11 protein-coding genes and 2 pseudogenes are annotated in these 12990 nt (G+C 65.2%); 3 read left to right on the top strand and 10 right to left on the bottom strand.

Going from position 1 to position 12990, the window contains the following annotated elements:
* A pseudogene (gene glgX / locus KY499_RS09040) lies at positions 1-2134 on the bottom strand (glycogen debranching protein GlgX).
* A 130-nt stretch (positions 2135-2264) separates the two neighbouring features.
* Here glgX and KY499_RS09045 point away from each other — a divergent pair.
* Positions 2265-3080 (top strand): carbon-nitrogen hydrolase family protein, encoded by an 816-nt coding sequence (locus KY499_RS09045; protein WP_219885202.1) that lies wholly within the window; start codon positions 2265-2267, stop codon positions 3078-3080.
* A gap of 247 nt (positions 3081-3327) precedes the next feature.
* Here KY499_RS09045 and rlmB read toward each other — a convergent pair whose 3' ends face one another.
* The 6 genes from rlmB to KY499_RS09075 all read right to left on the bottom strand — a co-directional run bounded on the left by rlmB (position 3328) and on the right by KY499_RS09075 (position 8372).
* Positions 3328-4320, bottom strand: coding sequence for a 23S rRNA (guanosine(2251)-2'-O)-methyltransferase RlmB (rlmB, locus tag KY499_RS09050; protein WP_123256875.1), 993 nt, complete (start codon positions 4318-4320; stop codon positions 3328-3330).
* 133 nt (positions 4321-4453) lie between these two features.
* The gene (gene cysS, locus KY499_RS09055) at positions 4454-5911 is read right to left on the bottom strand and encodes a cysteine--tRNA ligase (protein WP_219885203.1); all 1458 of its coding nucleotides are present in this window, start codon (positions 5909-5911) and stop codon (positions 4454-4456) included.
* A gap of 99 nt (positions 5912-6010) precedes the next feature.
* The gene (locus tag KY499_RS09060) at positions 6011-6346 is read right to left on the bottom strand and encodes a hypothetical protein (RefSeq protein ID WP_123256837.1); all 336 of its coding nucleotides are present in this window, start codon (positions 6344-6346) and stop codon (positions 6011-6013) included.
* 48 nt (positions 6347-6394) lie between these two features.
* Positions 6395-6967, bottom strand: coding sequence for a 2-C-methyl-D-erythritol 2,4-cyclodiphosphate synthase (gene ispF, locus KY499_RS09065; RefSeq protein WP_258190678.1), 573 nt, complete (start codon positions 6965-6967; stop codon positions 6395-6397).
* A 2-nt stretch (positions 6968-6969) separates the two neighbouring features.
* Complete coding sequence (gene ispD / locus KY499_RS09070; RefSeq protein ID WP_219885205.1) at positions 6970-7782, bottom strand: 2-C-methyl-D-erythritol 4-phosphate cytidylyltransferase; 813 nt, start codon at positions 7780-7782, stop codon at positions 6970-6972.
* A gap of 107 nt (positions 7783-7889) precedes the next feature.
* On the bottom strand, positions 7890-8372 hold the full coding sequence (locus tag KY499_RS09075) for a CarD family transcriptional regulator (RefSeq protein ID WP_024367191.1): 483 nt from the start codon (positions 8370-8372) through the stop codon (positions 7890-7892).
* A gap of 300 nt (positions 8373-8672) precedes the next feature.
* On the opposite strand from KY499_RS09075, the gene KY499_RS09080 reads away from it, so the two are divergent.
* Positions 8673-9224 carry a hypothetical protein gene (locus KY499_RS09080; protein ID WP_375141084.1) on the top strand — a complete coding sequence of 184 codons (552 nt, stop codon included), beginning with the start codon at positions 8673-8675 and terminating at the stop codon, positions 9222-9224.
* 75 nt (positions 9225-9299) lie between these two features.
* On the opposite strand, the gene KY499_RS09085 is transcribed toward KY499_RS09080, so the two are convergent.
* Positions 9300-9980, bottom strand: a complete 681-nt coding sequence (locus KY499_RS09085; protein WP_123256834.1) for a response regulator transcription factor — start codon at positions 9978-9980, stop codon at positions 9300-9302.
* Positions 9977-11198: pseudogene (locus tag KY499_RS09090) on the bottom strand (sensor histidine kinase). The gene KY499_RS09085 and the pseudogene KY499_RS09090 overlap by 4 nt, the downstream one beginning before the upstream one ends.
* A 205-nt stretch (positions 11199-11403) precedes the next feature.
* On the opposite strand from KY499_RS09090, the gene phoU reads away from it, so the two are divergent.
* Entirely contained in the window at positions 11404-12066 is a 663-nt protein-coding gene (phoU, locus tag KY499_RS09095) for a phosphate signaling complex protein PhoU (RefSeq protein ID WP_123256832.1), read from the top strand.
* 100 nt (positions 12067-12166) lie between these two features.
* On the opposite strand, the gene KY499_RS09100 is transcribed toward phoU, so the two are convergent.
* Positions 12167-12913 carry a phosphoglyceromutase gene (locus KY499_RS09100; protein WP_123256831.1) on the bottom strand — a complete coding sequence of 249 codons (747 nt, stop codon included), beginning with the start codon at positions 12911-12913 and terminating at the stop codon, positions 12167-12169.
* Between the last annotated feature and the right edge of the window lie 77 nt (positions 12914-12990).

The following is a 12990-nucleotide window of genomic DNA, read 5'->3' on the forward strand; positions in this document are numbered from 1 at the left end:
CTAGGTGCGGTAGACGTTGATCGAGTTGGCCTGGACCATGTCGAGATCTCCGGAGGACACCCGGGTGCCCTGCCGCCGGTCGTGGAGCTCGGAGGTGGTCAGCCGCAGCTCAAAGGGCCGGTGACCCGGGGCCCGTCTCGCTGGCCAGGGCCGGAAGCGTGACCTCGACGTCCTCGGCGCCGCCGTTGACCACCACGAGGCCGTCCACCTGGCCGTCATCCGAGCCCAGCAGGAGCTGGACTACCCGGTGGCGGGGATCCTGCCAGCTGTCGCCGGACATTGGTTCACCGCTGGCGTCGAACCAATGGAAGTAGGCCTGTTTGTCCCGCGCCGGATAATCATGCGGCTGCAGGGCCAGGAACTCCTTGCGCAGCCGGATGACGCGTTTGGTGTTCCGCAGCATGTCGTGGGATTCCGTGGTGGCGGACCAGTCGATCCAGTTGATCGCGTTGTCCTGGCAGTAAGCGTTGTTGTTGCCCTGCTGGGTCCGGCCGAGCTCGTCTCCGGCCGTGATCATTGGCACGCCGAGGGAGATCATGAGCGAGGCCATCAGGTTGCGGCTGGTCTGCGCGCGCCGGGCCAGGATGGCCCCGTCTTCGGTCCGGCCTTCAAATCCGTGGTTGTAGCTGCGGTTGTCGCCGTGGCCGTCGCGGTTCTGCTCGCCGTTGGCTTCGTTGTGCTTGCGGTCATAGGAGACCAGGTCAGCCAGGGTGAAACCGTCGTGGGCGGTGATGAAATTGACTGAGGCGAGCCGGGAGCGGCCCGATGCCTCGAACAGCCCGGCCGAACCGGAGAGGGCATCTGCCAGGCGTCCCACGGAACCGCCGGTCCCGCCGGCGTCGATCGCGGCGCGGTCGGCGAGCCAGAAAGTCCGGACGGCGTCGCGGAAGTGATCGTTCCAATCCACCCAGCCGGCCGGGAACCGGCCGGTTTGCCAGCCTCCGTAACCGATATCCCATGGTTCAGCGATCAGCTTGGTGGCGGACAGGACCGGGTCGGCCGCGATTGCGACCAGAAAAGGGTGCCGGGGGTCGAACTCATTGGCGGAGTTCCGGCACAGTGTGACCGCGAGGTCGAAGCGGAACCCGTCAATGTGAAACTCGTTGACCCAATAGCGCAGCGAGTCCAGGACCAGTTGGACGACGCGGGGTTCCCCGAAGTTCAGGCTGTTTCCGCAACCGGTGGTGTCCACGTACGTTCCGTGGCCGTCGGTGCGGTAATACGTCGTCTCCCCCAGTCCGCGGAAGCTCAAGGTCCGGCCATCGGCGCCGCCCTCGGCTGTGTGGTTGTACACAACATCGAGGATTACCTCGAGGCCCGCGGCGTGCAGGGACTTGACCATGTCCTTGAATTCGCGCTCAACGGCCTCGGCCCCTGCGGCCTGTGCAGCTTCCGTGGCGTAACCGGGGTGCAGGGCGAAGAACGCCGCGGTGTTGTAGCCCCAGTAGTTCGGCATTCCGAGGTTCTGCAGGTGCGGCTCGTCCAGATGGAAGTGAACCGGCAGGAGTTGGACGGAGGTGATGCCGAGCGCGATCAGGTGCTCGATCATTGCCGGGTGCCCCATCCCCGCGTAGGTTCCCTGCAGTTCTTCCGGGATGTCCGGGTGGAGCCGGGTCTGGCCGCGGACGTGCGCTTCATAGATGATGGTGTTGCGCCACGGCACGCCGGGGCTGCGATCATGGCCCCAGTCAAAGTTGCCGGCAGTGCGGACGCTCGTGATGAACTCGCCGCGTTCGTCCACGGCCCGGCCGTAAGGGTCCAGCAGCAGGGGCTGACCGCCGACAGCGTCGAAGTCCGTGGCCGGCATGGACAGCGGCAGCGCCTCGTGGTCCGGGGACGACCGGAAGCCATAGCGCGTCCCGGGCGGCATTCCCTCGACAATTCCGTGGTGGACGCCGTCGGTGAAATTCGGCAGGGTCTGCACCTGCCATGGGCTGCCCGGTGCCTGATAGGCGATGTCCAGCGTTGCTACGGTGGGCGCGAAGACAGCCACGTTCACGGCCGAATCGATGTGCGCGGCTGGGCCGCGGGAATCGCCTGTGGCGGGCTTTCCGGCACGCGGAGTACTGAGGCCCAGCGGAAACGCCCGCGAGGCGTCTACGGTTGAAGCTGTATCTACTAAAGGCATGCCCATTGGCACAAGTTTAGCGGTGCCGAACCGATGAGAAGTCATTCCGGCGTTCGCGAAGGCAGAGTGTACGCCGATAATGCACTACTCGATAGGGCATTACATACTGAAACGAATCGCCAATCTGGAGGTAACTGTGCGAGTGGCACTGGCTCAAATCATCACCGGCCGCGACCTGGCGGACAATCTGGCGCTCGTCGAGGAGTACGCCCGCGAGGCCAAGGACGGCGGCGCGGCCCTGGTGGTGTTTCCCGAAGCCACGATGCGCGCGTTCGGACATTCGCTGCTGGACATTGCTGAGCCGCTGGACGGTCCGTGGGCCTCCCGGGTGCGCGCCATCGCCGCGGAACTGGATGTCGTCATTGTGGCGGGGATGTTCACGCCGGGGTCCGAGCCGGGCGCCGGCACCGGACCCCGGAAGGTCCGCAACACCCTGCTGGCCACCGGCCCGGGGGTCGATGCAAGCTATGACAAGATCCATCTTTTTGATGCCTACGGTTTCGCGGAGTCAGACACTGTCGACGCCGGCACGGGCCCCGTCACCTTTGAGGCGGCCGGCATCACCTTCGGCTTGGCCACCTGCTATGACATCCGCTTCCCTGACCTGTTCACCGAAAACGCCGACCGCGGCGCCCAGGTGAACATCGTGTGCGCGTCGTGGGGAAGCGGCCCCGGAAAGGTCGAACAGTGGCAGCTTCTGGCCCGTGCGCGCGCCATTGATTCCACCACGGTGGTCCTCGCCTGCGGCCAGGGCAACGCCGCCGGCGAGAGCGGCCCGGCGAAGGGCTCCGCTCCGACCGGAGTTGGGCACTCCGCCGTCGTGTCACCGTTCGGCGAGGTAATCGACGAGCTCGACGGCGGTCCGGGGCTGCTGTTTGCGGAACTGGACCCCGACGTCGTTACGAACGCCCGGGCTGTGCTTCCGGTCCTGGCCAACCGCCACAGGTTTTAGCATCCCGGGCTTAAACCTAAACGCTTCCCCACGTCCTGCGGCCTAAACCCCAACGCTTCCGCACGTCCCGCAACTTAAACCCCAACGCTTCCCCACGTCCCGCGGCTTAACGCCGAACGCTCCCGCAGCACTGTGCGGGAGCGTTCGGCGTTAAACTGCAGAATCTGCGGAAGGGTCTGCGGTACGACTGCGGACCCTGGGGAAGGGTCTGCCGTACAGCTGCGAAAGCTGAGGGAGGATCGGGCTGTTATTTCACGGCGCGCTGGCGGGAGATCTCGTAGAGGGAGATGCCCACCGCCATCGAGGCGTTGAGGGACTCCATCGCGGAATCGATCGGGATGGAAACGATCTGGTCGCAGTTCTCCCGGACCAGACGACTCAGGCCCTTGCCCTCGGATCCGACAACGATGCACACCGGCTCGGTGGCGAGGGCCAGGTCGGGCAGCGAAACGTCGCCGTCGCCATCGAGTCCCAGCACGTAGATGCCCATGTTCTTGAACGCCTTGAGTGCGTTGTTCAGGTTGGCGGCGCGGGCCACGGGGACCCGGACGGCCGCGCCGGCGCTGGTCTTCCAGGCGGAGGCGGTGACGCCGACGGAGCGGCGCTCCGGGACGATAACGCCGTGGCCACTGAACGCGGACACCGAGCGGATAATGGCGCCAAGGTTGCGCGGATCGGTGATGCCGTCGAGGGCGACGAAGAGCGGGGCGTTGGCGACGTGGCCCTTCTTCCAGCTTTCGAGTGTCTCCTCGGCGAGTTCAAACGCGTCCTGGTACTCGTACGGCGGGATCTGCAGCACGAGGCCCTGGTGGATGGCGTCGTCGGTCATCCGGTCCAGCTCAGGCTTGCCGGTTTCCAGCAGCGGGATGCCGCGTTCTGCGGCGAGCTTGAGGGATTCCTTGACCCGGTCATCCATCTCAATACGGATGGCGACGTGCAGGGCCTTGGCGGGGATGCCGGCGCGGAGCGCCTCAACCACGGAGTTGCGTCCGGTGACGACTTCCTCGGTGGCGCGGCCCTTGGGGCCGGAGCGTGCGCCGGGGTTGCGGCCGGTACCGGGACCGGACCGCTTGGCCGCAGAGCGATCGGCAAGCTGTTTGTTCTTGTGTGCCTTGTGGTACGGGCGATCCTCCGCCTTGGGAGTGGGGCCCTTGCCCTCGAGAGCCTTACGGCCGTGACCGCCGGTTCCGACAGTGGGGCCCTTCTTCATTTTGACCGAGCGGCGACCGTTATTGGCCATGAGTTTCACCCTTTAAATACGCGATTCGTTGACAAGTCTGAACTCCAGTCTACTGACTCGAGTTAAATCCTCGACCGCCAGGGACCGCGGAGGCAAGTGCTCCCGCCCGGCCAGGTGAACCGCAGACCGGGTGTCAGTCGCGCTTAAGGCTCCAGTTGGCGCCGTCGGGGCCGTCCTCGACGACGACGCCAGCGGCAGCAAGAGTGTCCCGGATGGCGTCGGAGGCCGCCCAGTCCTTGTTGGCCCGGGCCTGGGCGCGGGCGGCGAGCTGGGCTTCGATGAGAACGCCGAGGGCCGTGTCGGCCTGCTGGTTCGCCGCGGGTGCCGCGGTGGCGCTGAGACCAAGGACACGGAGCATGTCCGTCACGGACCTGAGCGCCTGCCGGGCGTCGTCGAGTTCCCCAGCGGTAAGGGCTGTGTTCCCGGCCCGGACGGTTTCGTGCAGGACCGCAAGGGCCTGCGGCACGTTGAGGTCGTCATCCATGGCCGCGGCGAAAGCATCCGGGACGGCGCCGTAGCTGAAGACGCCGACAGCGCCGTCATCAGTCATGGTGCTTCGAAGTGCCCGGCTGATGAATCCGTCAATCCGTTCGACGGCGGCTGCAGCTTCCTGCAGGGAGGTGGGCTGGTAGTCCAGGACCGAGCGGTACTGCGCCTGCCCCAGGTAGTACCGGACCACGCGCGGCGACGCGAGCTCGAGCATCTGCTCCGGGCTGACCGTGTTGCCGATGGATTTGGACATTTTTTCGCCGGCATAGGTGACCATGCCGTTGTGCATCCAGAAGTTGGCGAAGCCGTGGCCCGCCGCCTGGGACTGCGCCATCTCGTTTTCGTGGTGCGGAAACCGCAGGTCCAGGCCGCCGCCGTGGATGTCGAACTCGGTGCCCAAGTACTTGGTGACCATGGCGGAGCACTCGAGGTGCCAGCCCGGGCGGCCGGTGCCCCAGGGCGAGGCCCAGCTTGCCGTCGCCGGCTCCCCCTCCTTGTGGCCCTTCCACAGCGCGAAGTCCCGCGGATCTTTCTTGCCGCGCGGTCCCGCGTCCGGGGCACCCTGCATGTCATCAATGTTTTGCCGCGTCAGGGAGCCGTACCGGCCCCAGGAACGCACGTCGAAGTACACGTCCCCGGAGTCGTCGAGGGCCGGGTAGGCGTGGCCGCGGTCGATCAGCTGCCGGATCAGGGCATGCATTTCCGGGATATGGCCGGTGGCGCGGGGCTCGTAGGTGGGTCGGGAGACGCCGAGGGTGTCGTAGGCCTTGAGGAACTCCTGCTCGTACCGGTAGGCCAGGGCCCACCACTCCTCGTTCCGGACCGAGCCGGGCTCGTCCTCAAAGTCCGGCCCGAAGGAGGCCTCGGATTTGGCCAGTATTTTGTCGTCGATGTCGGTGACGTTCCGGACGGCAGTGACGCGGAAACCACGGTATTCGAGCCAGCGGGTCAGCTGATCAAAGGCGATGGCTGAGCGGATATGCCCCACATGCGGCATCCCCTGCACGGTGGCGCCGCAGTAGTACAGGCTCACCTGGCCCGGTATCAGGGGGACGAAGTCACGGACTTCGGCGGATGCTGTGTCGTAGAAGCGCAGGGTCACCGCTCCAGATTAGCCGATGGCGCTCCGCGAACCAGCCGCCCGCCCCGGCGCCCTCCCCCGGAGGCAGTGGCGGGCGGCAGCAGCCGGGCACCGGACCCCTTACTTGCAGTACTCCCCGATCTTGTTGAGCTGCTCCGTGAGCCCCGCTGTCTGGTCTGCCGTCTTGGCTCCGGTGGGAGATTCCGCCACCTGTTTCATGATGTCGGCCATCTTCCCGATCGGGGCGCTGATCTCGGGGGCGACTTTGTCCGCGACCTCCTGGTAGTGCTGGCTGATCTGGCCGGCCTGCTCCTGCGGGGATCCGGTAGGCACAAACGTGTCGCCATTGAGGAACGTGCAGCTTTCCTCAACGCTCAGCCTGGTCGTGGTGCCCCCGGCGCAGCCGGTCAACAGCATTCCTGCGGCAAGGACGACGGCGGGTACAAGCTTCTTCATGGGAGGTCTCCTGGTCACTGAAAGAACGTTTGCGGGACGGAGGACGGATTAGCCGGAGGCTTGCGGTGCGGCCGGGACGGCCGGGTAAACCAGCGCGGTGGCCACGGCAGAGATACCCTCGCCCCGGCCGGTGAACCCGAGCCGGTCGCTCGTCGTGGCCGAGACGCTCACCGGCGCCCCTGCTGCCGAACTGAGGACGCGCTGGGATTCCTCCCGCCGCGGTCCGAACTTGGGCCTGTTGGCCACGAACTGCACGGCGATGTTTCCGATCTCAAAACCTCCGGCACGGACAATCCGGGCCGCTTCGGCCAGGAGCGTCACCCCGGAGGCGCCAGCGTATTCCGGCCGGTCCGTGCCGAAGTGCGTGCCAAGGTCCCCGATTCCGCAGGCTGAGAACAGCGCATCGGCAGCGGCGTGCGCCACCGGATCGCCGTCGGAATGCCCGGCCAGCCCCGGCTCACCGTCCCAAAACAGGCCGCCCAGCCACAACGGCTGGGGAGCGTCCCGGGGGGCGTAAGCGTGGACATCAATCCCGATCCCGGTCCGCGGAATAACGGACGCGAAGGTGGCGGTCGGCGCCTTGCCGGCGGTCACGTGAGTGTCGTGCCTCTGGTCCGTCATGGTCAGCCTTCCACCCAGCGGGCGCCCAGCGGGCCTTCCAGAAGGCCCTCGGCGATGATCAGGTCCAGTGGCGTCGTGATCTTCAGCGACTGGCTGGCGCCGCGGACGGCATGGACGGGGACACCCAGGAGTTCAACGAGCATCGCATCGTCTGTCACAGCGGCGGCCTGGGCCGCGTCGAATGCGGCGGCAGCTGTATGGGCACGCTGCAGAGTGGCGAGCGCGAAGCCTTGCGGCGTCTGGACAGCCCGGAGCGTCTCCCGCGGCGCCGTTCCGGTCACCAGTTCGGGGGCAACGGTCGCGCTTTCGCCGGTGGTCGGCTCCACGGTCTTGACGGTGTCAACGACCGGCATCACCGGAATGACGGCTTCGGCTCCGGCGGCGATGGCCGCGACAACGCGGTGGAACACCGATTCAGGGGTGAGGGCGCGGGCGGCGTCATGCACAAGGACTGCCTCAGTGCCGGGCAGCAACGCCGCCAGCGCGGCCCGGACGGAGTCGGCGCGGCTGGTCCCGCCGTCGACGACGGTCACAACCGGCACCTGCCCTCCCCCGCCGGACGCGGCGTGCGGTCCGGAACCGAGGTCACGGGCGAAGGACTCGCAGATCAACTCCAGCTCCTCGTCGCCGGCAGGCACAGCGACGCAGATCTGCCGTGCGATTCCGGCCGCCGCCACGCCCCTCAGGGCGTGCGTCAAAATGCTCTCGCCGCCCAGCGGCACCTTTGCTTTCGGCATGCCGTAGCCCAGGCGCTGGCCCGAGCCGGCAGCCACCACAATAACAGCGGTGGCGGCGGGTCCTGCTGCAGTGTTCATGCGCCTAACACTACGGCGCGGCCGCGGATCCTCCCAGCTGACCGCTGCCGGTATTTGGGCAAAAAGAAGCCCCGGTGGCCGTTGGGCCACCGAGGTTCAAGTCTTGTCTAGGAAGCCAGAACTTCGTCGAGAACGCTTGCGGCCTTCTCTTCGTCGGTCTTTTCAGCAAGTGCCAGTTCTGAAATCAGAATCTGGCGGGCCTTGGCCAGCATGCGCTTCTCCCCTGCGGAGAGACCCCGGTCGTGATCGCGGCGCCACAGGTCGCGGACGACCTCTGCCACTTTGATAACGTCACCGGAAGCAAGCTTTTCCAGGTTTGCCTTGTACCGACGCGACCAGTTGGTGGGTTCTTCAGTGAACTCGGCACGGAGCACTTCAAATACGTGCTCCAGGCCTTCCTTGCCCACTACGTCCCGGACCCCAACAAGGTCAACGTTTTCTGCTGGAACTTCAATGGTCAGATCACCCTGAGCCACCTTGAGCTTGAGATACATCTTCTCTTCGCCCTTGACAGTGCGCATCTTGATTTCTTCAATTTTTGCTGCACCGTGGTGAGGGTAAACTACTGTCTCGCCGACCTCAAAAACCATGTGGACATTCCCCTTTCCCGCTGATCAGTTTATCACGGTTAAGGCATACAACTGGCACGGAACGACCCCGAAAACCGCATGAAACCGCGGAAAATGACCCAAATCCGCCCCCGCCGGACCCTTGACGAATGCGGATAATAGTGCATCAAGGGCCCGCTGCCAAGAGGTTTTAGCCCGCCCGGCCGGACCCGGTTGGCGTCCGGCCGGCCGTCACGGTACGCGTCCGGAGTCCGCGAATGGCACGGATTGCCGCTAGGCTATGGCTGAATAATGTTCCAAGACTCTCGAGGAGTGCGTGACGTGCGTTTCACTGCGATGAACCGGGGCCAGCGCGGCAAGCTGGCAATGGCAACGGCTGCACTTGGCATCGGCCTGCTGTCCGTAACCGGCTGCGCCTACATCAACCCCCAGCAGACCTCGGAGCAGTATTCCGCGTCGGACGGAACGAACACCGATCTCGGCCCGCTGCAGCTGCGCAACATGATGATCATTGCCGGCGCGGAGGACGAGCCCGGCCGGATTATCGGCGCCGTCTACAACACCTCGGCGAGCAATGTCACGCTCACCATCGCCGGAGCCGACGGATCACAGGCCAAGGTCCCGGTGTCGAAGAATTCCTATGTCCTTCTCAACGACCCCGCCGAAGCGCCGGTCCTCTCCAGTGCCGGTGGCCAGCCGGGCTCGCTGGTCGAACTGCAGATCAGCGAAAACGGAACCGGCCTGACGGCTCCGTTCAAGGTTCCGATCCTGGACGGCACGATCGTCGATTACAAGGACTACCTGCCCGTTGAGCAGACCACCTCTTCGCCTTCCGTTACCCCGACGCCCGCCGGCGGGAGCAACGGCCACTAATATTTCCGGTCGAAACCTGATTTCAGACAACAAAGGAGGGGCACCGCCGGCGCCCCTCCTTTGTTGTCTCCTGCGTTACGACTCGAACTTATAGCCCAGTCCGCGGACAGTGATCAGGTACCGCGGCGCCGAGGGATCGGGCTCGATCTTGCTCCGCAGGCGCTTGACGTGAACATCGAGGGTCTTGGTGTCCCCCACGTAGTCCGAACCCCAGACCCGGTCAATCAGCTGCCCCCGGGTCAGGACCCGGCCGGAGTTCCGCAGCAGCATTTCCAGCAGTTCAAATTCCTTGAGCGGCATCGCAACCGGCTGGCCGCCGACGCTGACCACGTGGCGTTCGATGTCCATCCGGACAGGCCCTCCGTGCACGGTGCTGGCAACCAGCTCCTCAGGCTCCGCCTGGCGCCGCAACACCGCCCGGACCCGGGCCACCAACTCGCGGGAGGAGTAGGGCTTGGTGACGTAATCGTCAGCGCCAAGCTCCAGCCCCACCACCTTGTCGATTTCCGAGTCCTTGGCCGTCAGCATGATCACGGGAACACTTGAGCGCTGGCGCAGCTGCCGGCAGACTTCGGTGCCGGATTGTCCCGGCAACTGCAGGTCCAGAAGCACCAGATCGGCACCGTTGCGGTCGAACTCGGTGATGGCGTCCAGACCGTTGTCGACGACCTCCACCTCGAATCCTTCCTTGCCCAGCAAGTAAGACAACGGGTCGCTGAAGGACTCTTCGTCCTCCACAATCAGAATCCTGCTCAAGCGCTAGCTCCTTGTTCCTGGACGCCTGCGGCGTCATTTCGTGATGTTTCGGGAGTCTGCGCCGCGGGCTTGCGTGCTTCGGAGGTGTCGCCGTCGTTCTGGCCTTCCATCTCCGGAAGCCGGATGGTGAAGGTGGAGCCCTGGCCCGGCTTCGACCAGAGCGTCACTTCGCCGCCATGGTTCGAAATGACATGTTTGACGATACTCAGGCCCAGCCCCGTGCCGCCGGTGTGGCGGGAGCGGGCGGCATCCACACGGTAGAAGCGTTCGAAGACGCGTTCCTGGTCCTCGGGGCTGAGCCCCTCGCCCTGATCCGTCACCGATACCGCCACCAGCCCGTCCTTGGACCGGACGCCGATACCGACCCTGGTGTTTTCCGGCGAGTAGCGGATCGCGTTGTCGATCAGGTTGCGCAACGCCGTGACGAGGAGGTCCTGGTCGCCGTAGACCATTGCGCCGCTATGGCCCCCGACGACGAGATCAATGTTTTTACTCTCGGCCGGCAGCTGGGAACGGTCCACTGATTCGGACACTACCGTGTTGATATCCACCGGCCGTCCCTGTTTGGCAACGTTGGCGCCCTGCAGCCGGGAGAGCTCGATGATGTCCTGAACCAGGGCCGCGAGGCGGGCCGATTCCTTATGCATGCGTTTGGCGAAGCGGCGGACGGCTTGTTCGTCGTCGGCCGAGGACTCCAGCGCTTCGGCCAGCAGGGAGATCGCCCCGACGGGGGTCTTGAGCTCGTGCGAGACATTGGCGACGAAGTCGTTCCGGACCTCCTCGGTCCGGGTGAATTCGGTGCGGTCGTCTGCGAGCAGGAGGATATATTCCTCGGCGACCATGGCTGCGCGCACCTGGACGATGATGGTGCCCTGTCCCAGCGGGCCGCGCGGCAGCTCAAGCTGCTTTTCCAGGATGACGCCGTCCCGCCGGACTTCGGCCGTCATCTCCAGCAGTTGCTGGTGCACCACCGTGTGACCGCGGACCAGCCCGTAGGCGTAGGCGGCGGGGCTGGCGCGGACCACCCCGTCGATGGCGTCGACAACGACGAAGGGCCCGGCCGACGACGGCGAGCACCTCCGCGGCACCGTCGGGCAGCGAGGGGTCCTCAATAGCGACGTCGACGAGTTTGCGCTGCTGTTCGCTCAGCCGAAAAGCGATTGCGCCGAAGATGCCGAGCGAGAGGCCGATCAGGCCGGCGATCACGCCGATGAGCATTGGATCCACGGCTCCAGCTTATGCTCTGGGACAGGGCCGGAACCGTAATCTCCCCCAATTCCGGCTTCGGTTCAGCTAACGTTCACCTATTGGGGCGTAACAGTTCACCGGAGAGTGCAAGAGTCAGTAGCTGAAGCGCCGGCAGGCGAACCGAAATAGGCAGTCCCCTGCTGGACAGCAGTATTTCCAAGGAAAGGACGCACGCGTGCGTAAGGTTTTTCAGGAAGAGCTCGCCCGTGTGGGCGACGAGCTCATTGAGATCTCGAAGCTGGTCACGGAGGCCATTGAGAAGGCTACGACGGCGTTCGAGGGCGCGGATATCGATCTGGCCGAGGAAGTTATTGCCGCGGACGCCAAGATCGATTTCCTTCAGAACAGCCTCGACGAGAACGCCATCGATATTCTGGCGCTTCAGGGACCGGTGGCGAGCGACCTGCGGATGGTCGTGGGTTCGCTCCGGATGAGCGCCTCGTTGGAGCGGATGGGCGACCTCGCCCGCCACATCGCGCAGCTGACCCGGCTCCGCTACCCGGCTACCGTCATCCCCGCCCCGCTGCGGGAGACGTTCAAAAGCTTCGCCGAGCACGATCTCCTGATCGCGCAGAAGCTCACGGTGCTGCTGGAAACCCGGGACCTCGAGGTTGCCCGGGAAATCATGAAGGCGAACTCCGCCGTGAACGATCTCCACCTGAGTGTCTTCAAGGCGATCGCCCACAGTGATTGGCAGGAATCCGCGGCCAGCACTGTGGACGTCGCACTGGCGAGCCGCTACTTCGAGCGTTTCTCCGACCACGGCGTCTCAGTAGCCCAGAAGGTCACTTATCTGGTCACTGGAGCCTGGCAGCCGAGCATCATCGAGCACGGCTGACCATTGGCCTGAATAACGACGCCGGCCGGTCACCCTGTGGTGACCGGCCGGCATTGTTATTTAAGGCGTTGTTGAACGGGATTGGTCCCGGTGCTGCCTGCTACTTCTTGCCCTGGGCAGCGACGGCCTTGATCGCCTCGGCGGCGGCCGCGGGATCGAGGTAGGTGCCGCCCGGGTTGACCGGCTTGAAGTCCTCGTCCAGTTCGTACACCAACGGGATACCCGTGGGGATGTTCAGGCCGGCAATGTCCTCGTCGCTGATGCCGTCGAGGTGCTTGACCAGGGCGCGCAGGGAGTTGCCGTGGGCCGTGACCAGGACAGTCTTGCCGGCTTTGAGGTCTTCCTTAATGTCCGATTCCCAGTACGGCAGCAGGCGGATCAGGACATCCTTGAGGCACTCGGTGCGGGGCAAATCGTCGCCGAGGTCCGCATAGCGCGGGTCCCCGGCCTGGGAGAACTCGGAATCGTCAGCGAGGGGCGGCGGCGGGGTGTCGTACGAGCGGCGCCATTCCATGAACTGCTGCTCGCCATACTCGGCCAGGGTCTGCGCCTTGTCCTTGCCCTGCAGGGCGCCGTAGTGGCGTTCGTTCAGGCGCCAGTCGCGCTTGACGTCGATCCAGCCACGGTCGGCCTTCTCCAGGGTCAGGTTCGCCGTGTTGATGGCCCGCTTCAGCCGCGAGGTGTAAAGGACATCCGGGAGGATGTTGTTCTCCACGAGCAGCTCGCCGCCGCGAATCGCCTCTTCACGGCCCTGGTCGTTGAGGTCAACGTCCACCCAGCCGGTGAACAGGTTCTTGGCGTTCCATTCGCTGTGGCCGTGGCGCAGCAGAATCAGCTTGTAAGTCATGATTTGTATCCTAGCGGAGCGGGTGCGGCCCATGCCCAGCGTTACAAAGCAACGCGGAGTCACATCCCGCCCACTAG

The organism is Arthrobacter sp. PAMC25284, assembly GCF_019443425.1.
Taxonomy (GTDB): Bacteria; Actinomycetota; Actinomycetes; order Actinomycetales; family Micrococcaceae; genus Arthrobacter; species Arthrobacter oryzae_A.